General features: G+C 72.6%; 6 protein-coding genes. 5 read left to right on the top strand and 1 reads right to left on the bottom strand.

Going from position 1 to position 23,409, the window contains the following annotated elements; translation table 11 throughout:
• Positions 1–65: 65 nt before the first annotated feature.
• The 5 genes from ABRP18_RS17390 to ABRP18_RS17370 are packed head-to-tail and all read left to right on the top strand — an operon-like array spanning position 66 to position 22,648.
• Complete coding sequence (locus tag ABRP18_RS17390) at positions 66–10,967, top strand: amino acid adenylation domain-containing protein (RefSeq protein WP_349885119.1); 10,902 nt, start codon at positions 66–68, stop codon at positions 10,965–10,967.
• Positions 10,964–18,373, top strand: a complete 7,410-nt coding sequence (locus ABRP18_RS17385) for an amino acid adenylation domain-containing protein (RefSeq protein ID WP_349885117.1) — start codon at positions 10,964–10,966, stop codon at positions 18,371–18,373. Before ABRP18_RS17390 ends, ABRP18_RS17385 begins: the two co-directional genes overlap by 4 nt.
• Positions 18,370–20,022 (top strand): ABC transporter ATP-binding protein, encoded by a 1,653-nt coding sequence (locus ABRP18_RS17380; RefSeq protein WP_349885116.1) that lies wholly within the window; start codon positions 18,370–18,372, stop codon positions 20,020–20,022. Before ABRP18_RS17385 ends, ABRP18_RS17380 begins: the two co-directional genes overlap by 4 nt.
• Entirely contained in the window at positions 20,019–21,854 is a 1,836-nt protein-coding gene (locus ABRP18_RS17375) for an ABC transporter ATP-binding protein (protein WP_349885115.1), read from the top strand. Before ABRP18_RS17380 ends, ABRP18_RS17375 begins: the two co-directional genes overlap by 4 nt.
• Positions 21,851–22,648, top strand: a complete 798-nt coding sequence (locus tag ABRP18_RS17370) for a 4'-phosphopantetheinyl transferase superfamily protein (protein WP_113680635.1) — start codon at positions 21,851–21,853, stop codon at positions 22,646–22,648. Before ABRP18_RS17375 ends, ABRP18_RS17370 begins: the two co-directional genes overlap by 4 nt.
• On the opposite strand, the gene ABRP18_RS17365 is transcribed toward ABRP18_RS17370, so the two are convergent.
• Complete coding sequence (locus ABRP18_RS17365; RefSeq protein WP_046748580.1) at positions 22,639–23,364, bottom strand: FadR/GntR family transcriptional regulator; 726 nt, start codon at positions 23,362–23,364, stop codon at positions 22,639–22,641. The two genes, ABRP18_RS17370 and ABRP18_RS17365, sit on opposite strands and share 10 nt — an antisense overlap.
• Positions 23,365–23,409 lie beyond the last annotated feature (45 nt).

Here is a 23,409-nt window from a genome sequence, read left to right as displayed (position 1 = left end):
CCGCCCGCCAGCCCGCACCGGGATCCGCTCCTGATCTGGACCCCTCCCACGAAGAGAAGACCGCGATGACCACGACCTCCCCCGTCCCCCCGTCCGACGACCGGCTGCTGAGCGCCGCCGAGCGCAGCATCGTCGACGCGCAGCTGCTGGACCCGGACTCCGACGTCTTCGTCGTCGCCGACCGGGTGGACATCGCCGGCGATGTCTCGACGGCGATGCTGGCCGAGGCGATCCGCGCCACGATCGCCGAGGCGGACACGCTGGGAGACCGGATCGTGATCGGGGACGATGGTGCCCCGTGCCGGGTGCGCAGCGATGCACCCGTGCGGATCGAGGTGCATGACGTCGCGGACCGACCCGATCCGGAGGCCGCAGCGGAGGCGCTGTTCGCCCGCGAGCTGGCACGCGGGCGCGGGGGGCTGGACGCGGATTCGCTGGTCGGACAGGTGATCGTGCGCACCGCAGCGGATCACGTGGTGTGGCTGCTGCGCTCGCACCATGCTCTCCTCGACGGCTACTCGATCTCGCTCATCGCGCATCGGGTGGCCGAGCGGTATCGCGTGCTCGTCGGCGCAGGCCCTCTGGGCGTCGGGTTCGCGCGCTCCTCCTCATTGCGCGACGAAGAACGTGCCTATGCGGAATCGGCCGTTGCGGACTCCGATCGGGCATCGGTGCGGAGCCTGCTCGACGCGGCCGTGGTCGTGGAGGATGCGGATGTCCCTACGCTCTCCGGAGGTGTTGCTCCGGCTGTGCGGCGAGCCCATACGGTCGACGTGCCCGTCTCGGCGCAGACGGCCGCCGACCTCGGGGCCGTCGCAGGATCCGACCGGCGTCTCACCTGGGCGGACGTGCACGTCGCCGCCTTCGCCGCGTTCGCGGGAAGGGCTGCCGGCGTGCCCCGTCTCGTGCTCGGCGTGCCCTTTGCCGCACGCGCGACCGGTGTCGCGGCCCGCACGCCGTCCATGTCGGTGAGTGTGCTCCCCCTCCCGGTGCGGGTCGATCCCGCCGACTCCCTGCTCGCCGTGGCCCTGCGCGTGAGCTCCGACCTCGGGGTGCTCCGGCGTGCTCAACGGACCAGAGGAGAAGAGATCTCTCAGGAACGCGGCATGCCCTCACTGCTGCGCGGACCGGGCGTGAACATCAAGCCGTACACCCCGGTGCTCGACTTCGCCGCGGCGGTGGGAACCGTCAGCACCGTCGCCGCAGGTCCCGTCGACGACGTCGACCTCACGATCATTCCCGCGGCGGACGGCGGTGTGCGTCTGCGACTGGAGGTCAACCCCGACGTGTACTCGCCGACGGAGGCGGACCGGATCGCCGGACGGTATGCGGGATTCCTCGCCCGGATCGCCGCCGAGCCCACGCGACCGCTCGGCCGCGCGGCCGCACTCGCGGACGGTGACAGCGGTGCGTCGGGTTCGGAGCCCCTACCGGACGGCGGGTATCCGCTCGTCGACATCTCCGAGGCGCTCGCGCGTGCCGTCGCGGCCGATCCGGAAGCGGTCGCGATCCGTGCGGGAGATGATGCGGTGACCTTCGCACAGCTGCAGGCGCGGGTGCGTGCGCTCGCCGCCGTGCTCGTCTCCCGGGGCATCGGCACCGACGACGTCGTCGCGATCGCTCTGCCGCGCGGCATCGATCTGGTCGTCACGATCTTCGCGGTGCTCGAAGCCGGCGCCGCCGTCGCACCGGTCGATCTCGCCTACCCGGACGAGCGGATCGCCTTCGTGCTCCGGCATGCGGACCCGCGACTCGTGGTCGCACTCGACGGATCGCCCGCCGCCGCACACCCGCGTGCGCTCGTGCTCGGCGAGGACGGAACGGCGGAGCTGCCGGCCGCTCGGGTCGATGCCGTCTTCCCGGTGCCGGCATCCGGGGCTCTCGCCTCGGTCACCTACACTTCGGGATCGACCGGCACCCCGAAGGGTGTCGGCGTCGGCCGCGGTTCGCTCGCGTTCTTCCTCGCGCATCACGCGGACACGCTCTTCCGGCCCATCGCTGCCCATGCCGGACGGAGGCTCCGCGCCGCGCACACCGCATCGTTCGCCTTCGACTCCTCCTGGGAGCAGCTGCTCTGGCTCCTGCTGGGCCACGAGCTGGTCGTGTTCGACGAAGAGGACCGCCGCGATGCCCGCGAGATCGTGGAGGCGGTCGATCGCCTGCAGATCGATGCTCTCGACGTGACCCCGACCTTCGCCTCCGCCCTCGTGGACTCCGGTCTGCTGGAGACCGCGCACACGCCGGCCCTCCTGCTCATCGGCGGCGAGGCCGCATCCCCCGAGCTGTGGCGGCGGCTGGCCGACGGGCCCGTCCATGCCCACAACTTCTACGGCCCCACCGAGGCCACGGTCGACGCCCTCGGCGCCGTCGTCGAGGGACCGGAGCCGCGCATCGGTCGGGCGCTCGCCGGCACCGACGCACTCGTGCTCGACTCCGCGCTCCACCCCGTTCCCGTCGGGGTCTCGGGCGAGCTCGCGCTCGCAGGACCGCACCTCGCGCGCGGCTACCTCGGGATGCCGGGACTCACCGCCTCCCGTTTCGTGGCTGACCCCCGCGGAGGCGGTGGCCGCATCTACCTCACCGGCGATGTCGTGCGCGTCGAGGAGGACGGGCTGCTCTCCACCCGAGGTCGCCGCGACGATCAGGTGAAGGTCCGCGGACACCGCGTGGAACTCGGCGAAGTGCGCTCCGCCCTCGCCTCCCTCCCGCACGTGGCCCGCGCCGAGGCCATCGTCCGCGGGACCGGGGCGTCGGCGCGACTCCTCGCGTACGCCGTCCCCGTCGGATCGACGGACGCCGCGGACGCCCTCGACACCGTAGTTCTCGACCCCGAAGCCCTGCTCTCCGCCCTGCGAAACCTGCTGCCCGATCATCTCGTGCCGCACGGCGTCGTCGTGCTGGACGGACTGCCGCAGACGGCGCACGGCAAGCTCGACGTCGCCGCCCTCCCGGATCCCGTGCGGAGCGCCATCACCGGGATCGCGCCCTCGAACGACCGGGAGCGCACGGTGTGCCGCGCAATCGCCGACGTGCTCGGGCTCGAGGAGGTGCCGGCCGACGCCGACGTCATCATGCTCGGTGGTGACAGCATCTCGGTGATCGCGATCACGGCCGCGCTCCGGCGCGCCGGGTGGATCGTCCGACCGCGCGAGGTGTTCGCCGCCCGCACCGCGCAGGGGCTCGCCCCGCTTCTGCGTCCGCTCGATGCCGATGCCGGCGCGCACTCCCTGACCGTCGTCGCCGCGACCGGCCCCGTGCCCCTGCCGCCGGTGGTGCGCGCGCTGCAGGCGCTCGCCCCGTCGCTCGAGGACGTGCGCGACTATGCGCAGAGTGTCGAGATCCGCGTGCCGGGTGTCGACACCGCGGGGGTGACGGCCGCACTCGCCGGCCTCGTCGCGCGGCATCCGGTGCTCTCCCTCGTCGTCCGGGAGGACTCGGGCGGAGACTGGCACGCCGAGATACCCGTCGCCCCCACGCCCATCCCGCTGTTCGAGGGCACCGACGTGGCCGATCTGCTGCCCCGCATGCGTGGGGCACTGGCTCCGACCGAGGGGCGGATGGTGTCAGCCGGGTTCCTGCCGGCCGATGGGGTGCTCGTCCTCGTGGCGCACCATCTCGTGATCGACGGCATCTCCTGGCGCATCCTCGTCGACGAACTCGCTCGTCTACTCGACGGGCGCGTTCTCCCGACGGCACCGGAGTCGGCCTGGCGCCGTCGGGCGCTGGCCCTGGAGGAACGCCGCCTCGATCCGGTCGAGGAATCCCATTGGCGTCGTGTCGCCGACCGCTCGTGCGCGGTCTTCCCGCATCCGATCCCCGGCCCCGAGTCCTCGACGGCGCTCCGTCTCTGGCGGGTGGGGGATGCCCGGATCGCGGCGGCCGTGCTCGACCGGATCCCGGCGGGTCTGGAGGCACGCCCGGATGCGGTCCTCGTCGCCGCGCTCGCCGTGGCCCTGCAGGACTGGGCGGAGGCCGAGGGCACGCTGCTCGTGGAGTGGGAGACCCATGGTCGCGAACCCCTGGACGACGGGGAGGAGCTCGCCGACGGCATCGGCTGGTTCACGACCGAGTTCCCCGTGGCGGTCGACCTGCCCGCGCGCGGGCTCGCAGCGGCCGAGCGTCTGACCTGCGCCATCCGCGCCGTGCGTCACGCCAGGGCGGAGGTGCCGCATGACGGCTACGGTGCGGGCGCGGTGGCGGATGCGGCCGTGCCGGGTGTGCTGCTCAACTACCTGGGACGCTTCGGCGAGGCGACGCGCTCCGCCGAGGGGGAGCGGCCCACGGTGGGCCTGCGCGGAGAGCGCCCGTTCACCGTGCATCACCCGGATCGGCTCAGGATCGGCCACGCGATCGAGGTCGCGGTGTTCGTCGCGCCGGACGATCGTGGGCTCGAGGTCGAATGGACCGTGGCGCCGGCGCTGGCCGAGCGGCTTCCGGTGCTGCTCGCGGCGTGGGACCGTGCCCTCGAAGGGCTGGTCGATCTCGCCGATCAGCTGGCCGCGCCCGGAGCGGGACCCGCGGCGACCCTCATCCCTGCCGAGGCCGCGCTCCCCGGCCTCGACCTCGGGACGATCGAGCGGATCGAGGCGGACAGAGGCCCGCTTCGCGACATCGCTCCGCTCACAGCGCTGCAGGAGGGGCTGCTGTTCCACGCGCTCCGCGACGGCACGGACGACGTCTACTCGACCGTCACGACCATCCCGCTGACGAACCCGCGCGCCGATGCCACGGAACCGCTGGCGTTGGAGACGATCGCCGAGGCCGTGCGCTCGGTGGTGCGGGCGCACCCCCAGCTCGGCGCCGCGTTCGTCGCGGATCTCACCGACCGTCCCGTGCAGCTGGTCCCTCGGGAGCCCGAGGTCGACGTCATGATCCACGAGGACGACCACACGGGGGACGACTCCGTGCTCGCCGCCCGCGCCGAGACGCGGGTCGCCGACCTCGTCGCCGCGGAACTCGCACGCACGAGCGATGTATCCCGCCCTCCGCTCCTGCATGCCCATGTGGTTCGCAGCGGGCGCTCCAGCGCCGTGCTCGTGCTCGGGGCGCATCATCTCGTGATCGACGGGTGGTCCACGCCGCTGCTCATCGAACGCGTCGTCGCCGCCGCGGCAGGGCAGAGCGTGGCGGACGGGTGGGGAGATCTCCGTCGCACCCTCGTCGCCCAGCAGGCGGAGGACCAGGCACCGGCGCGCGACGCATGGGCCGCGCACCTCGCCGGCCTCGACGGCCCCACGCTCGTCGCTCCCGCGACGCCGAAAGACGATGACACGACGGCGATGTCCACCCCACGGTCCGCGACGCGCACCATCCCGGTTCCGTTGGATCCCCTGGTCGGCGAGCGGCTGCTGGCGGCCGCACGGAGCGCGGGGCTCACGGCCGGCACCGTCGTGGTCGGCGCCTGGGCGCACGTCGCCGGCCGCGCCGCGGGGCGCACCGACGTGGTCGTCGGCATGACGACCGCCGGACGCGCCACGGCCGTCGAGGGTGTGGATCGCGTGGTCGGGCTCCTCTCGGTGACGGTCCCGGTCCGACTCCGCCTGCGTCCGGGCATCGCGTTCTCGGCTCAGCTCGCCGAGCTGCAGCAGGAGCGCGCCGGTCTGCAGGATCACGAGGCGCTGCCGCTGTCCGACATCGAGTCCCTCACGGGGGTCGGAACCCTCTTCGACTCGTTGGTGGTGGTCGAGAACTACCCCTCGCCGGTCGCGACCGGCCAGGACCGCCTCCGGGTCGGCGAGGTGCAGGCCGCCGGAGCGACGCACTACGCGGTCGGGATCACCGTGCTCCCGGGAGAGGGGCTCCGGATCGCGCTCGAGCACGATCCGGTTCGCATCTCCGATGAGCGTGCCGCCGCTCTCGCCGCGGAGTTCGCGCTGATCCTGCACAGGCTCTCCGAGGACCTGGGCATCGCACCTGCGGAGCTGCCCGTCGCGAGCGGCGAAGGGGCGCTCATCGGGCCGGACCCGGAGCGTGCGCCGCGTGCGGACGACGGCGCCCCCGCCGTGCTCGCCTCGTTCCGCGCCGCCGCGGCGAACGCTCCGGATGCCACCGCCCTGCGCTTCCGCGATCGGGTCGTCAGCGCGGGCGAGCTCGCCGACGTGGCCGGCGGGTTCCAGGCGGCTCTGGAGCGCGCGGGAGTCGGACCGGAGCACATCGTCGCCCTCGCGGTACCCCGCGGTGTCGAGGCGGTCGCCGGGATCATCGGCACCCTGGCTGCCGGTTCCGCATACCTCCCGATCGACGAGTCCTCCCCACGCGAGCGCGTGCGCGAGGTGTTCGCCGAAGCATGCCCGACTCTCGTGCTCGCCCCGCGGGGGAGCACGGCGGCGGAGCTCGCCGCGGAAGCGGACATCGCTGTCGTCGACCCGGCGGACATCTTGCCGGTGACGCTCGCGCCGCGGTCGGTACCGGGCGCCGCGGCGGCCTACGTGATCTTCACCTCAGGGTCCACCGGACGACCGAAGGGCGTGGTGCTGACCAGAGACGCCCTCGACACCCACTTCGAGGGTCTGCGTTCGGGGCGTCATGCCGAACTCGTCGCGCGGATGACGGCTGAGGAGGGGAGGGACCGGATCGTCGCGGTGCACTCCGCATCCTTCGCATTCGACACCTCGCTCATCCAGCTCCACTGGCTGTTCGCCGGGCACGAGCTGATCCTCCTCGACGACGAGGAGCGTCGGGACCCCGCCCTGTTCACCGCCCGAGCGTGCGCGGCGGACGTCATCGACGTCGCTCCCGTGCTGGCGGAGCAGCTGGTCGAGGAGGGGCTGTTCGACGGAGCTCGGCCGCTTCCTGAAGTGCTGCTGGGCGGCGAGGCGGTCAGCACTGCGCTCTGGTCGGCGCTGCGTGAGCGGTCGGCCACGACCAGGACCCTCAACCTCTACGGACCCACCGAGGCGACGGTCGATGCGCTCGGCGCCGTCGTGGCGGAGAGCACGGAACCGCTGATCGGCACGCCGGTGCCCGGCGCGCGAGCCGTGGTGCGGGATGCCTGGCTGCGTCCCGTCGCCCCGGGCACCAGGGGAGAGCTGTACCTCGAGGGAGGACAGCTCGCCAGGGGCTACCTGGGGCGACCCGGCCTCACGGCGTCGCGCTTCGTCGCCGCGCCCGATGGCTCCCGCCGCTACCGGACGGGCGATCTCGTGCGCGTGGACGGTGCGGGACGCGTCGAGTACCACGGGCGGCTCGACGATCAGGTGAAGGTCGCAGGCAATCGGATCGAGCTCGGCGAGGTCGAGGCTGCGCTCCGGAGCCTGGACGGAGTGTCGCAGGCCGCGGTGGCCCTCGACGCCGACGGCCCGGTGGGCGCGCGCCTCCTCGCCGCCGTCACCGCCGCCGCCGTCACGACTGTCGAAGGCGCTGCTCCGACGAGCATGCGGCTGCGGACGGAACTGGCGGCTCTCCTGCCAGCTGCGGCGGTGCCTGCCCGCATCGTCGTGGTCGATGCGCTCCCGGTCTCCGTGAGCGGGAAGATCGACCGGGTGGCGGTCCGCGCTCTCGCGCTCGCCGCCCCCGGCGAGGACCCGACCAGGGACGTCGTGGCAGCGACCACGCCTGCGGAGCACGCTCTGGTCGCCGCCGTGCTCTCCGTGATCGGCGGGCCCGAGATCTCGGTCGACGACGACTTCTTCGCGCTGGGCGGTCACTCCCTGACCGCGCTGCGCGTGCTCGGGGCGATGCGTCGCACCGGCTACCTGCTCAGCGTGCGCGACGTCCTGGAGGAGCGCGTGCTCCATCGGATCGCGGCGCGTGCAAGGGAAGCGACGATCGACACCGCGCCACCGTCGTCGCCGGAACCCATCGACGCGGGGATGATCCCGGTCTCGGCAGCGCAGCGGAGGCTGCTGTTCCTCGCGGAGCTGGAGGGCCCGAGCGCGACCTACACGGTACCGGTGTCGTACGACGTGCCGGTGGGCACGAACGCGGATGACCTGCAGCGGGCCTGGGATGCGCTCGTCGTCCACCACCCTGTGCTGCGCACGGTCTATCGCCGGGCGGACGGCCGCTTCCGGGCCGAGGTGCTCGCCGATCCCCCTCCCTCGTTCGCAGTGGTCGACGTCGACGGACCCCGTGACGTGGCCGTCGCGGCGGAGGAGGGACGCGTCTTCGACGTGTTCGCCGCCCCGCCTGTTCGCTCCGCGCTGCTGCGCCATCCCGAGGGGGACGTATTCGTGATCGCCGCGCACCACATCGCGGTGGACGAGACCTCGTTCCGGGTGATCCGCGAGGACCTCTCGGCGCTGCTCGCCGATCGTGCGCCCGCGGCCTCGGTGCCCTTCGGTGCGTTCGCCATCGTCGAGTCGGCCGCCGAGACCGCAGCGGTGGGGCGCTGGCGCGAGCGTCTGCGGGGCATCCCCGTCGAGCTCGACCTGCCGACGGACCGCCCCCGTCCGGAGCAGGCCGGATACCGCGCGGAGACCGTCGAGACCGCTGTCCCCCCGGCGACCGTCGCGGCGCTCGACGCCTTCGCGACCGCACACGGCGCGACCCGTCTCATGGTGCTGCATGCCGCCGTCGCGACCCTGTTCCGGGCCCTGGGGGCGGGTACCGACATCGTGCTCGGCACCCCTGCCACGACGCGCGACGCGCGGTTCGAGCGGACGGTCGGCTACCTGGTCAACACGCTGCCGCTGCGGATCGACGTCTCCGGCGATGCGGCGTTCCCCAAGATGGTCGACCGTGCGCGCGATTCCCTGCTCGACGCTCTCGACGACGTCGGGGTGCCGTTCGAGGAGATCGTGGATGCCTGTGCGCCGCGGCGCTCCCTCGCCCGGCATCCGCTGTTCCAGACCATGGTCGCCGTCGAGGAACGGGATCAAGGTGCTCTCCAGCTGCCGGCGGGACCGGCCGTCGAGCGCAGCGGGCTCGTCGACGCCGCGCGGTTCGACCTCGCGATCCGGTACCGGGATCCCGGTGAGGGGCACGGACCGGACGATTCCGACGGTGCTCTCACGCTCGTCGCCGCTGCCGACCTGTTCGACAGGTCGAGCGTCGAGCGTCTGGCCCGGCGTCTCGTGCTGTGGATCGGTCGGCTGCTCGATCAGCCGACGGCACCCGTCTGCACGATCGACTCCCGTCTGCCCGATGAGCCGGTGCGCGTCCCCGAGGAGCGGGAGACGTACCGCTTCACGCCGGTCCTCGACGCGCTCGCTGCTCGAGCACTGGAGGCGCCATCGGCCGTCGCCGTGCGGGGAGACGCGGAGACGTGGGACTATGCCGCCCTGCTCGCGCACGCCGCAGGAATCGCCGGCGAGCTCCGTGCGCGCGGGATCGGGCCGGAGGACCGCGTGGCCGTCGCGGTGGGGCGGACCCCGGCGCTCCTGTCCGCCCTCATCGGCGTTCTCGCCGCGGGTGCCGCCTACGTCCCGCTGGACGTGGACTACCCCGATGCCCGACTGCGATTGATGCTCGACGACGCCGACCCGGCGCTCGTGCTCGTCGACGAGAGCACACGGGGTGCGGGCAGAGGACGGGACGAGCTGTCCGTCCGGTCCGTCGCCCCCGTGTCCGGTGGCGTGTACGCCGCGGCTGCGGTCGTGCGCGGCACGCCGGTGTTGCCGGAGAGCGCCGCATACGTGATCTACACGTCGGGATCGACCGGACGCCCCAAGGGGGTGGTCGTCCCGCGCGCGGCTCTCGATGCCTTCCTCTCCCACGAACGATCCGTTCTCGCCCTGACCTCGGCGGACCGCCTGCTCGCGGTCACGACGGTGTCGTTCGACATCGCAGCCCTCGAGCTGTTCGTTCCACTGATCAGCGGCGCGGCGGTCGTGATCGCGAGTCGGAGCGATGTCCGCGACCCACAGCGTCTGGCGGCGCTCGCGACGGGCGAGGCGTGCACCCTGGTGCAGGCGACGCCGTCGCTGTGGCGGCCGCTGCTGGAGGAGCAGCCGGATGCCTGGCGTGCGGTGACCGCGCTGGTCGGAGGCGAAGCCGTTCCGGCGGACCTGGCGCGTGGGCTGCGTGCGTCGTGTCGCGCGGCACGTGTCGTCTACGGTCCCACCGAGGCGACCGTGTGGGCTCTGGGTGCGAGGCTGCAAGCGGCGGACGAGGAAGCGGCGACGGTGCCGATCGGCCGACCGTTCGCGGGAGTGGGCGCGCTCGTCCTCGACGACGCGCTGCGACCCGTGCCGTTCGGCGTCGCGGGAGAGCTCTACCTCGCCGGCCCTCAGCTCGCCCGCGGGTATCGGGACCGTCCCGATCTCACGGCCGACCGCTTCGTCGCCGACCCCTCGGGCGAACCGGGGTCGAGGATGTACCGCACCGGCGACCTCGTCCGCAGAGAACCCTCGGGTGCTCTGCGCTTCCTCCGCCGCGTCGACGACCAGGTGAAGGTCGACGGTCACCGCCTCGAACTCGGCGAGATCGAAGCCGCGTTGCGCGGCGTCGACGGCGTGCACCGGGCGGCGGCCGTCGTCCGCCCGGATCAGACCGGCCGCGCTCGGCTGCTCGGATACGTGGCGCCAGAGGAGGGTGTGGACCTCGACGGAGCCGCCGTGCGCGATGCCGTCGCTGCCACGTCCCCGGCCGCATCCGTGCCCCGCATCGTCACCGTGCTGGATGCCATCCCGCTCACCCTGAACGGGAAGATCGATCGCGGAGCACTCCCCGATCCGGTGGCGGTGGTCGCGACGGGCCGCGCTGCGGAGAACGACGCGGAGCGCGCGGTCGTCGATGCGGTCGCCGAGGTTCTCGGCCTCTCCCGCGTCTCGCCCGATGAGGCCTTCTTCGAGCTCGGCGGCGACAGCATCTCCTCGATCCGCCTGGTCGCGCTGGTCCGCGCCCGGGGCTTCACGATCACCCCGGGTCAGGTGTTCGCGCACGAGAGGCTGGCCGGCCTCGCCGCCGCCGCCGTGCCTTCGGCAGACGCCGAGTCGCCCGCACCCCGTGCCGTCAGACGGACTCGCGCCCGCCTGGCCCCGCGTGACCTCAGCAGCATCGAACGACTCCTGGAGGAGACCCCGTGAGCACGACCGCTTCCCCCTCGACCGCTTCCCCGTCGACCGTTTCCGCATCGACGGCCGCTGTCCTCGACGTCTGGCCGCTCACCCCGCTCCAGCACGGTCTGCTCTTCCACTCGCTGTGGGAGCGGGAGACCGGGGCGTCTCCCACGTACCTGCTGCAGGCCGCCGTCGAGGTCGAGGGTGAGCTCTCGCCCCAAGCGGTGCGGTCGGCCGTCGCGGAGGTCCTCGCCGCGCACGAGAACCTCCGGGTCGGCTTCTTCGCGGGTTCCGACGGCGATCCGGTGCAGTTCGTGCCGGAGCGCGTCGAACCCGATGTCACCGTCGTCGATCTGCCGGAGGCCGCAGGATCTGCGCGCGGACAGGCGTCGATCACCGCGCCGGTGCAGGCGTTCGCCGCAACCGAATGGGAGCGCGGCTTCGATCCGCAGCGGCCGCCGCTGATCCGGGTCGCCCTGCTGCGTGTGACAGCGGCTCGCGCGGTGCTGCTCGTGACCGCGCACCACCTGCTGCTCGACGGCTGGTCGATCCCCCTGCTGCTCGAGGAGATCCTGAGTCGGGCGACCGGCGAGACCCCGCCAGAGTCGGAGGCGCACTTCGTCGACTACCTCGATGTGGTCGCCCCGGAGGAGCCCGACCCGACCGACGGCGCGCTCGTCACCGGACTGCTGGACGGCGTCACGGAGGCGACGATCGTCTCGGATGGAGGCGCCTCGGAAGGAGCCGTTTCGGGCGTCGATGATTCCCCCGTGCGGAAGGTGCGGCACCGACACGACGGTGAGGCGCTGCGTTCCAGGGCCCGCTCCCTCGGCGTCTCGCCGGCTGCCGTGGTGAGCGCCGCCTGGGGCATCGTCCTCGGTCACATCGTCGACCGTGATGACGTGGTCTTCGGCTTCACCGTGTCCGGTCGCGGCGTGGGCATCCCCGGAGCGGAGCGGATCATCGGCCTGCTCGGCAACACGTTGCCGTTCCGGGTGCGTGTGCGACCCGGCGACCTCGCGTCGGAGGTCGTCCAGCGCGCCCACCGTACGCAGGGCGTGCTCGCCGCGGCCCCCAGCGCCGATCTCCGCACGGTGCAGTCGTCTCAGGGGATCGTCCCGCTCTTCGACAGCCTGCTCGTCGTCGAGAACTATCCGGATGCGGTCTCGGACTGGGTGAGCGCGAGCGGCGGTCTGCGGGTGGCGGGCATGTGGGCACGTGACGAGGTGCACTACCCGCTCGCCCTCCTGGTCGAGATCGGCGACACGGTCCGGTTGGAGGTCGCCACCCGGACGGGCGCGCGATGCGGCGGGGAGACCGTGCTCGATCTGGTCGATGCCGTGCTCGATGCCGTCATCGCGGAACCCTCGGTGCGTGTGGCGAGGATCCCGCTGCCGACGCAGAGCGGTGCCGAAGACGCCGGCGACGAGCTGGACGGCGGACCGGTTCCGGATGCGGACCTGGACGCGCTCCTCGACGCGGCCCGGGACGCTCAGGGCGATCGCATCGCGCTCGTGGCGGGGAAGCAGCGCATCACGACAGCGGCGCTGCACGCGGCTGCCGACCAGCTCGCGCGCGTCTTCGGTGCGGGAGTCGGTCCTGTCGCCCTGCTCGCGCCGCGGTCGTCCGCTCTCGTCATCGGCGTGCTCGCGGCGCTCCGCGCAGCACGCCCGTTCGTCGCACTGGACCCAGAGCTTCCTGTGGAGGGCCGACGTGTCGCTCTCGCCGATTCCGGAGCGACGACACTGTACATCGCGCCGGGGATGGAGCCCCTCGCGGAAGAGCTGGGAGCCACGGGGGCTTCCTCCGCCCCGGTGACGGACGCCGCGCTCGGCGCCGGTTCCGTGCGCGAGCTGCGCGTGGCTGCGGCAGCTGGATCCACACTCGCTGCATCCACAGCGCCTGAATCGACAGCAGCAGACGCGGCTGCGCGTCGCCGTTCCGACGCGCCGGCGTACCTCGTCTTCACCTCCGGAACGACGGGACGCCCGAAGGGATGCGTGAACACCCGAGGGGGGCTCGCCGTGCGGCTCGCGTGGATGCGCGATCGCTATCGGATCGACGAGGGCGATGTGATCCTGCACAAGACGCCGCTCTCCTTCGACGTCTCCGTCTGGGAGCTGGTCCTGCCTCTCGTCACCGGAGCCCGGCTGGTGCTCGCTCCTCCTGCCGCACACCGCGATCCCGAGGCGCTGGATGCCCTCATCGCGGCCGAGGCGATCACGACCCTGCATTTCGTGCCCTCGATGCTGTCCGCCTACCTCGACCTGGTGCCTCGGCCGGAGTGGTCGAGCATCACCCGCATCCTCTGCAGCGGCGAGTCCCTGCCGTCTGCCCTCGCGGAAAGGGCCGCGGCGCTCGCCGAAGCCCCCGTGCACAATCTCTACGGTCCGGCGGAGGCGGCGATCGACGTCACCGCCGGGGATCATGCCGAGGGAGCGACGGGGTCGAGCGCCCCGATCGGACGAGCGACTCCCGGCACGCGGCTGCGCGTGCTGGACCGGCTCCTGCGTCCGGTGGAGCCCGGCGGGGTGGGTGAGCTCTACCTCAGCGGCGCACAGCTCGCGCTCGGGTACCTCGGTCGCCTGGCTGTGACGGCCGAGCGCTTCATCGCCGACCCGAGTGGTTCCGGGGAGCGGCTCTATCGCACAGGAGACCTCGTCGAACGCACGCCCGCAGGGCTCGTGCACCGGGGGCGCGTCGACGATCAGGTGAAGATCCGCGGCATGCGGGTGGAGCCCGGTGAGACGCAGGCGGTGCTCGAGGCGCTTCCCGGCGTGGCGGCGGCGGCCGTCGTGCTGGACGAGGATCCGAGTCCGGCTCTCGTCGCCCTCGTCCGTGCGAAGCCGAGCGAGGGACGACCGCCCCGCGCCGATGATCTTCTCGCCGCCGCTGCCGCCCTCCTGCCGGAGGCGCAGCGGCCGGTCGCGGTCGTCGTCGTGGAGGAGCTCCCGACCACCGTGAACGGCAAGCTCGACCGGGCAGAGGCGCTGCGGATGATCCGTTCGACGAGGTCGGCTCCGGCGGCCGGGACCGACACGTCCGGCACCGACACATCCGGCACCGACACATCCGGCACCGGCACATCCGGCGCGGAATCACCCGTCGGGGACACCGGGGTCGGCCCTCGCCTGCTCGCCGCGGCGCGCGAGATCCTCGGGGCGGAGGTGGGTGCCGCGGACGACCTCTTCGCCGCGGGACTCGACAGCATCTCGGCGATCCGGTTCGTCGCGCTCGCGCGGCGGACGGGGGCGATCGTCACGCTCGGCGCCGTCTTCGACGCCCGCACCGTCTCGGCGCTCGTCGCACGCGCGACCGATGCCGGCCGTCCGGCCGTGGATGCGGAGGACGACCGGAGCAGCGCAGGGCAGGCCGGCGCGGTCGTGCTCGACGAGCAGGAGCGTGCCGACCTCGATCGCCGCTTCCCCGGGTGGGAGGCCGTGCTGCCTCTGGGGCCGTTGCAGGAGGGACTCTATGTGCACACGCGTCTGGGCGCGGCAGCGGACGGTGTCGACGTGTACGTCGTCCAGCACAAGATCACGCTCCGGTCAGAGGTCGACGCCGACGCGCTGCGCCGAGCCGGCGATGCCCTGCTCCGCCGCCACGCGAGCCTGCGCGCGGGGTTCGTCGACGACGGGAGCGGGAACCCGATCTCGGTGATCGTCCCTCCGACCGCGATGCCCTTCGCGGAACTCGACCTGCGGGGTCGGTCGGACACGGAGCAGCAGGGGGAGCTGGAGCGTCTCACGCAAGCCCAGGTCGACGAGGGGTTCGATCTGGCCGCGCCCCCGCTCATCCGACTCGTCCTGGTGCGGCTCGGTCCCGCGCACGCGATGGTGAGCCTCGTGCATCACCACATCCTCACCGACGGCTGGTCGCAGACCCTGCTCCTGGAAGACCTGTTCGAGCTCTACGACCGCGCGCTCGCCGTCCCGGGGCCCGTCTCGGACGAGGGACTGCCGCCGACAGCCGACTACTCCGCGTACCTCGACTGGGTCGGCGAGCAGGACCGGGCCGCCGGGATCGACGCCTGGAGATCGGCCCTCGCCGGACTCCCCGGTCCGACCCTCGTCGAACCCCGGTCGATCGCCGCACCCCCGGTGCTCTCCGAGTCGGTCACGGCCGTGCTCGACGCCGCGCTCTCCCGCGGGCTCTCGGCGCTGGCCAGGCGCTCATCCGTCACCCTCTCCACCGTCCTCGGCTACGCCTGGGCGCACGTGCTCCGCGGTATCACGGGACAGGATGACGTGGTGTTCGGGACGACGGTCTCGGGCAGACCGGCAGAGGTCGCGCACGTGGACCGGATGGTCGGCCTGCTGATGAACACGGTTCCGGTGCGGGTGCGCATCCATCCCGGGCGTCAGCTGACGGAAGAGCTGCGATCGCACATGGCCGCGCAGTCCGAGGTGATGCACGCCCACCACGTCGGCCTGAGCTACGTGCAGCAGGCGTCCGGTCAGGCCGTCCTCTTCGACACCCTCTACGTCTTCCGCAATCTCCCCGTCGACGAGGCCGTGCAGTCCGAGACGTTCCTCCGGCACGGCATATCCGAGGCGGAGGCCCACGACGGCACGCACTACAGCCTCGCGATGACGGTCAATCCCGGCGAGCGCCTCGAGGTGGCGCTCGCCTACCGTCCCGATGTGGTGGACGTCGGTCGCGCGGAGCGCTATCTCGATCGGTACCTCGCCGTGCTCGGCGCTCTCGCCGCCGATACGGGCGCTCCTGTCGCACGGATCCCCATCGCGGTGCCGGATGACCGCCCGGCGATCGAACGGGTCAATGCCGAGGCGACCACCGTGGCACCGACCGCCAGACACGGTGCCGATCACGACACGGTCGCCGATCTGCTCGCCACCGCAGCAGCCCGTCACCCCGACCGGACGGCACTGGTCGGGCGGGACGCGCGCGGCTCCGCGGCCTCCTGGACGTTCGCGCGTCTGCAGCGGGAGGTCGACCGGATCGCCGCACTCGTCGTTGACGGCACTCGCGGCCCTGGGTCGGTGGTCGCGCTGGAGCTGCCACGCACGATCGAGCACGTCGCGGCGATCTTCGGCGTGCTCCGGGCAGGCCGGGCGTACCTGCCGTTGGATCTCGCCCACCCCGTCGAGCGTCGACGTCGTCTCGCCGACCGTGCGGGAGCGGAGCTCGTGGTCGTCTCCCCGGGGGCCGCCGACACGGCGGACGAGGGGCCCGCCGGCATACCGCGACGGGAGCTCCCCGGCGCTTCTGACGCCGTGCACGAAGGGACGGAGGCCCGCTTCACCCCGCCGCGGCTCACACCGAACCACGCCGCATACACGATCTTCACCTCGGGCTCGACGGGCGAGCCGAAGGGTGTGGTCGTGCCGCACCGCGGGCTCATGACGATGTACGACAACCACCTCGAGGCGATCTTCCGGCCGACCATCGCCCGTGCAGGGCGCTCGCCGCTGCGGATCGCGCACACCGTGTCGTTCTCGTTCGACATGTCGTGGGAGGAGCTGTTCTGGCTGCTGGACGGTCACGAGGTGCACATCGTCGACGAGGAGAGCCGTCTCGACGTCGAGACCCTCGTGGCGCACTACGGGCGAGTGGGCATCGACGTCGTGAACGTCACGCCCTCCTTCGCGCGGGAACTGCTGCGCGCGGGGCTTCTCGACGGGCGGCCGCCGGCGCTGGTCCTGCTCGGTGGGGAAGCCGTACCAGCCGAGCTGTGGACGACCCTCCGCGACCATCCGCACACGGCGGGGTACGACCTCTACGGTCCGACGGAGTTCACGATCAACGCGCTCGGCGCCGACCTGGCTTCGAGTGCCGAGCCCTGCCTGGGGCGGCCCATCCTCGGAGCGCGCGCCTACGTGCTCGACTCGGGGCTGCGCGAGGTGCCGCCGGGAGGGACGGGGGAGCTGTACCTCTCGGGCGACGGCCTCGCTCGCGGCTACGACCGGCAGACGGCACTGACCGCCGCACGCTTCGTCGCCGATCCCTTCGGTGCACCGGGCGACCGTCTCTATCGGACGGGCGATCGGGTGCACCGCAGACAGGACGGCGGGATCGAGTATCGCGGACGCGACGACGGTCAGGTAAAGGTCCGCGGCTACCGCATCGAGCTCGCCGAGATCGAGAAGGCGGCGGAGAGCCACCCCGACATCGTGCAGGCCGCCGCGTCGGTCGGCGGCGCCACGGGCGGCGTTCTCCGGGTGCATGTGGTCGTCGCACCCGGCGCGCACCTCTCGCCCGACGCCGGCGATCCCGGTGAAGCGGAACAGGCGTTCATCGACGGGCTGCGGGCGCACCTGTCCGGCATCCTGCCTCCCTACGCCATGCCGTCCCTGTTCGCCGTCGTCCCGGTGATCCCACTCACGGTCAACGGCAAGGTGGACAGGGACGCCCTTCCCGCACCGCGTGGCTCTGGCGGCGGCGAACCTCCGCAGGGGCGGGCGGAACGGCTCGTCGCCGCCGTCTTCACGAGAGTCCTCGGCGTGGCCGTCGGGCACCGGGACGAGGGCTTCTTCGACCTCGGCGGCCACTCCCTCCTGGCGATGCGGGTCGTGGCCCAGCTGGGCGAGGAGCTGGGAGTGCGGGTTCCGGTCGGGACCGTGATGGCCGCACCGACCGTGCGTGCTCTGGCCGCCGCGATCGGCGATCCTGCGAGGGATGCCGGTCTCGCGCCGGTGCTCGCGCTCCGCGAGCCGACGACGGACGCGCCACCGCTGTTCTGCGTGCATCCTGCCGGTGGCTTCGCCTGGCAGTTCGCGCCGCTGGTCCGCTTCCTCCCCGCCGGTACGGGCGTGATCGGGCTCCAGGCTCCGCTGCTCTCCGGTCGCGAGAGTGGGGCGCGCGACGTGGACGAGCTCGCGCTGGAGTACCTCGCGCGCATCAGGGAGATCGCACCGCACGGTCCGTATCGGCTGGTGGGGTACTCCTTCGGCGGCAACGTCGCCCACGCGATCGCCGCTCGGCTGGTCGCCGAGGGGGAGGAGGTCGACCTGCTCGCCCTCCTCGACCCGGCGCCGTTGTCCGGGGAGCAGGGAGCTTCCTTCTCTGCCGAGGTGTTCGGCTCGGACGACGAGGCCGCGGTGCGCGCCGAGCAGACCGCCTTCTTCGCGGAGCTTCGGGACGGGACCGGAGACTATCCGCACCTCAAGGAGGCGATCCGCGCCTCGCGCGGTGTGCTCGGGCTCGACGACCGTGCCACGGTCGATGCGATCGTCGCCAGCCACGCGTGGGCCTCAGGACTCATGGCCGCGTCCGTCTCGCCCGTCACCGACGTGCCGACGCTCCTGTTCGTCGCGGGACGGGAAGAGCCCGCGTCGACGGGCTGGGGTGTGCGACTCGGAGAGCGCGCGGAATGCTCCGTGCTGGACGTGGACCATGCCGGGATCGTCGCTCCCGTCGCGTGGGAGCGGATCGGACCGGCCATCTCGCGCCGTCTGGAGAGGGGCAGATGAGTCGTCGACCCGCGGGCGGCACCCAGGCCCATCCGGTCCGGTCGGCCGAACGGGGGCGACTGCTCCGCAGGGCGGCGTGGAGCGTGCGTGGACCGCTCGCGCTGTCGATGGCCGGTGCCGTCGTTCGTCAGGCCGGCTTCCTGGCTGCGCCCTTCGTGCTCCGGTTCGCGATCGACGACGGTGTGATCGGGGGAGACCTCGGTGCAGCGGCATGGTGGGCAGCGGTCGTGCTCGCAGCCGGGGTCGCGCAGTTCCTCGGGATGTGCGTGTGGGACCATTTCGCCAACCTCGCCGATGCGAGGACAGGGGTGCTCCTGCGTACACGCCTGCGCACGTGCGCGATCGCCGACTCGGGGCGCGCATCGGGCGGCACCGGCGATCTGGTGATCCGCGCGGGACGGGATGTCGATCTGGTCCGGGTCTGGGTGCACGGCCTCCCCACCTGGGTCGTGATCGCGGTCACGGTCGGGGTGCTCGTGCCGGGGCTCGCGTCGCTGGACCCCTGGCTCCTGGTGGTCGCGGGCGCCACGGTGCCGTGTCTGATCGTGCTCGCGGTCGTGTACCCCCGGCGATTCGAACGCGCGTCGATGCATGCCGCCGAGGCCCACGGCCGGCGGGCGGATGCGGTCGATCATCTGCTGCGCAGCGCCGTCACCGTGCGCGGGGCGGGGATGGAGAACACGGTGGTCGAGCGCCATGCACGACTTTCGGCCGACCTCTCCGAACGCACCGTGCGGGCCGGGGGCATCCTCGCCCGATGGACGGCCCTGGGCGAGGGGATCCCCGCCGTGGCCACCGCGGTCGGCGTGGTCGTCGCCGTGTTCGCGGTTCTCGACGGACGCCTCACGGTCGGTGGTCTCGTGACGTTCAGCGGGTGGATGGCGACCGTCGGGATCGCGGTGCAGGTCGGGCTCCAGCGGTGGACGCAGAGCGCGGACGCGCGTGTGGGCGCGGCACGGCTGCAGCCGGTCCTGGACGCCCAGACGGCCGTAGCGGGTGGGACCTCGGCTCGGCGTATCGTGCTGGACGAGCTCCGGATCTTCCCTGAGGGGGAGCCGATCGCGCTCACGCTCGAGCCGGGTCGTCTGATCGGCCTCAGCGGGCCGACCGGAAGCGGCAAGTCGACCCTGCTGCGGGTGATGGCCGGGATCGAAGCCCCCCACGCGGGCCGCGTGCTCGTGGACGGTGCCCCGCCGACGGGACCCGTCGGCGGGGTGCATCTCGTCCCCCAGCGCCCCCTCGTGCTGAACGGGACCGTGCGGGAGAACCTCGCGCTCGGTGCGGCCACGGAAGACGGCGATGCCGACGACGCGCGCTACCGGCGTGCGCTCGCGACGGTCGGCCTCGACACCGAACTCGCCTCGCGATCGGTCGACGCGCTGGACGCCTCGGTCGGTGAGGGCGGAGGAGAGCTCTCGGGAGGACAGGTGCAGCGGCTCGCCCTCGCCAGGGCGCTCGTGGTCGAGCCCGCCGTGCTGCTCCTCGATGACGTCACCTCCGCTGTCGATGCGACGACGGGTGCCCGCATCATCGCGGCGATCACGGCGGTGGCGAGAGAGCGGATCGTGGTGGTGGCCGGGCATGGCGCGATCCTCGACGCGGCGGACGCGGTGCTGCGTCTTCCCGCGCGCACCGAGGTGTCGGCATGAACCGCGCAGCAGCAACGGCAACAGCGGCAGCGACGGCGGCAGCGACGGCGGCAGCGACAGATGCCACCGGCGGGCGGGTTCGGGCAGCGAACCCCGATCGGCTCGTCGCCACGCCTCCGCGGCGCGGGGTCGTGCGTGCAGCGTTGCGGTTCGCGCGCCCGCACGGCTTCCTGCTCGTCAGCGCGATCGTCTTCGGTGTCGGAGCGAGCCTCGCCGCCACGCTGGCCCCGGTGGTGGTCGGCCGGGTGACCGACGCGCTGCTGCGCGGTGAGCGTGCGGCGGCCCTGGCCTTCGCGGGGATCGGCGTGGGGCTCGCTCTGCTCCAGCTCGTGCTCTCGGCGGTGGGCAGGAGTCGACTGGCCCGCGGCGGGGAGTTCCTCGTGCGCGATGTGCGGGATCAAATCGCGGCGCAGCTGACCACCGTGGCCTTGCGATTCGTCGAACGGCATCGACACGGCGAGCTGCTCCAACGTGGCACGGCCGAGATCGCCGCGCTCTCCGCCTTCGTGCGCGAGTCGTCGACCGCGCTTCTCGTGACTGGGTCGACCGTCGTCCTGCTGGTGACCGTGCTCGCATTCCAGTCCTGGGTGCTGACGCTCGTCCTCGTCGTCGTCTTCCTCCCCCCGGCGCTGTTCGTGATGCACCGGTTCCGTTCCGGGGCCGCTCACGCCTACGGTGCGGAGGCGGCGGCTGAGGCGGACGTCGTGGCGGAGCTCGCGGAGAGCGTGCGGGCGCGGACGCTGATCGCCGATGCTCCGCCGGTCACGCGGCGCCGATTGGACGAGCGCTCGGCCGAGGTCAACGCCGCTGCCGTCCATGCCCAGATGCGCACGGTGGTCCTCGGCCGCTGGATCAGCGCGATGTCGCTCATCGAGGGCGTGACGCTCGCGGCACTCATCGTCGTCGGGGTGCCGATGGTGGGCGCGGGTGCGGTCTCCGTGGGGGTCGTGGTCACGTTCCTGCTGGCGAGCGTGACCCTGTTCTCCGGTTTCGCCGACCTGGTCGCCCTCGTCGGGGCAGTGGAGGAGGCGGCGACGGGTGCGGCGCGCGCGCACGACCTCCTCCGCGCGACCGGCTCGGACACTCCCGTCGGCGTGGGCGGTCGCGATGCTCGCCACGGTGACACCGCACCTGCTGACGCGGCGGGATCCGACGGGGGGATCGAGATGCGCGACGTCTGGTTCGACTACGGCGGCGAGCCCGTGCTGCGCGGGGTCAGTCTGCACCTGGAGAGCGGCCTGCGCTACGGTCTGGCCGGCCGCTCCGGAGCGGGCAAGTCGACGCTGGCACTGGTCATCGCCGGGCTGTACGCCCCGATCAGGGGCACGGTGCGCTGCGGCGATGCCGATCTCGTAGCGCTCGCCCCCGCGGAGCGCGCGCTCCGCGTCGCCTTCGTGCCGCAGGAGGTGCAGCTCGGCACCGGCACCATCGCCGAGGAGCTGCGTCTCGCGGCACCCTCCGCGAATGACGCGGACCTGCGGGGGGCGTTCGCCACCCTCGGCCTGTCCCGGTGGGTCGACGCGCTTCCGGAGGGACTCGATACGGCCGTCGGAGCGGACGGATCTCTCTCCGCCGGTCAGCGGCAGTTGGTCGGGCTCGCCAGGATCGCCCTGCTGGAGAGCCGCGTGATCGTGCTGGACGAGGCGACGTCCGACGTGGATCCGGAGACCGCCGGACTCGTCGAGGCTGCGCTCGATCGACTCGCGCAGGGCAGGACCGTCGTCGTCGTCGCCCATCGGGAGTCCACTCTCGCCCGGCTCGACCGCGTGCTGGAGGTTCGCGAGGGCACCGTCACGGACATCACCTCCGTCGTGCGCGAGGCGACGGGATGACCTCGTCCCCCCTCCTCGACATCCCGCCTCTCGACATCCCGTTCCTCGTGCCCGGCGATGCCCGCGTCCCCGGCGATGCGCGGACCGAAGCCCCGCCCCGCCGCCTGGTGGCCGAGGTCGAGCTCGTCGATCGGCTGGAGGATGCGGATCCGCCGTCCTGGCTCCCGCTCACGCACGACGACCGTGTCCGCCTCGCCGCGTTCCGGCGTGAGGGCGATGCCCGCCGTTTCGTCACGGGGCGGGTCATGGTGCACCGTCGACTTCGGGAAGTGCGGGGAGTCCCGCTGGGCGCCGCCCGCTTCACGCGGCGGTTCACGGCGGCGGGGGAGTGGAAGCCGGTCCTGTCCGGGGAGCCGGGGCGCGGATTCGAGGGCACGCAATGGCCCGACGTGTCGATCTCGCACAGCGGGACGTTCGTGGCCGTCGCCTTCTGCGAGGGGGCGGAGGTGGGGATCGATGTCGAGCAGCACTCCGCCTTCGTGGACGGCGACGACGTGCTGTCCATGGCTCTCACCCCGCAGGAGCGGGCACGCGTGGCGTCGATCGCCGACGCCGCACGCGTCTTCACCGCCAAGGAGGCCGTGCTCAAGGCCGTGGGCTTCGGCCTGGCGATCGATCCGCTCCTGGTCGAGGTCCTCGACGGTGCGGTGCGGCGCTTCGATCACCCGGAGCGTCGCCCCGTGGTGCTGGCGCCCGTCCCGGTCCCCGACCGCCTCTCGGGCCTCGTGTCGGCGACGGTCGCGATCGCACCCGTCTCCTCCCCGGGCAGTGGGAGTCGCACCGATCAGCCCTGAGCGTCGCCCGCGGCACTCGCGAGCACGCGCTGCAACGGCTCGTAGTGCTCGACGACAGCCCGGCGATACCGGTCGACGTCGCCGGAGCGCGCCGCTTCGAGCATGTCGCCGTGCGCCTTCGCCGTCTTGTGGATGTCATCGGGCTGCGGGATCCCCAGCTGGGGGAGCACCGCCGTGTGGACATCCCAGAAGGCGCCGACGAGCTGCCCGACCAGGCGGTTCCCGATCGTGCCGAACAGGCGGGTGTGGAAGGCGCGGTCCTCCTCGAGGAAATGCTCGCCGCGCTCGGCCTTGTCGACCATGTCGGCGACCAGCGCGTCGAGCTCGGGGTCATCATCCGCCTTGGCCGCCTCCACGATGCGTTCGGCCATCGAGAGGTCCAGCGCCAGGCGCACCTCGACGACCTCGCGCAGCGCCTGCAGCGACCCCTCCGGCGACAGCACCCCGCGGAAGACGAGGGCCTCCACCATCGGATCCAGCGACATCGGTCCGACGTACGTGCCGTGGCCGTGACGCACGTCGACGATGTCGAGGGTCGAGAGGGTGCGGATGGCCTCACGCACGGAGGATCGCGAGACGTCGAGCTCGTCGCAGAGCTCCGCCTCCGTAGGCAGCGGGTCGCCCGGGGTGAGCCCGCGCGTCAGGATGAGCTGCTTGATCTGATCCGCCGTGGTCGAGCGCCGCATGCGTGACGCCCTACTCGTGGTGGACTTCATGGGGCTCCCTCTCGTGCCTGGCAGAAACGCTCCGATCATCTCACT

The sequence above is a fragment of the Microbacterium sp. WHRI 7836 genome (genome assembly GCF_040223885.2).
Classification (GTDB): domain Bacteria; phylum Actinomycetota; class Actinomycetes; order Actinomycetales; family Microbacteriaceae; genus Microbacterium; species Microbacterium oxydans.
This window is presented reverse-complemented; position numbering and strand designations above follow the sequence as displayed.

Coding starts and splice junctions, on each gene's coding strand:
- ABRP18_RS17390 (WP_349885119.1), top strand. CDS start 66: ATGACCACGACCTCCCCCGTCCCCCCGTCCGACGACCGGCTGCTGAGC.
- ABRP18_RS17380 (WP_349885116.1), top strand. CDS start 18,370: ATGAGTCGTCGACCCGCGGGCGGCACCCAGGCCCATCCGGTCCGGTCG.
- ABRP18_RS17375 (WP_349885115.1), top strand. CDS start 20,019: ATGAACCGCGCAGCAGCAACGGCAACAGCGGCAGCGACGGCGGCAGCG.
- ABRP18_RS17370 (WP_113680635.1), top strand. CDS start 21,851: ATGACCTCGTCCCCCCTCCTCGACATCCCGCCTCTCGACATCCCGTTC.
- ABRP18_RS17365 (WP_046748580.1), bottom strand. CDS start 23,364: ATGAAGTCCACCACGAGTAGGGCGTCACGCATGCGGCGCTCGACCACG.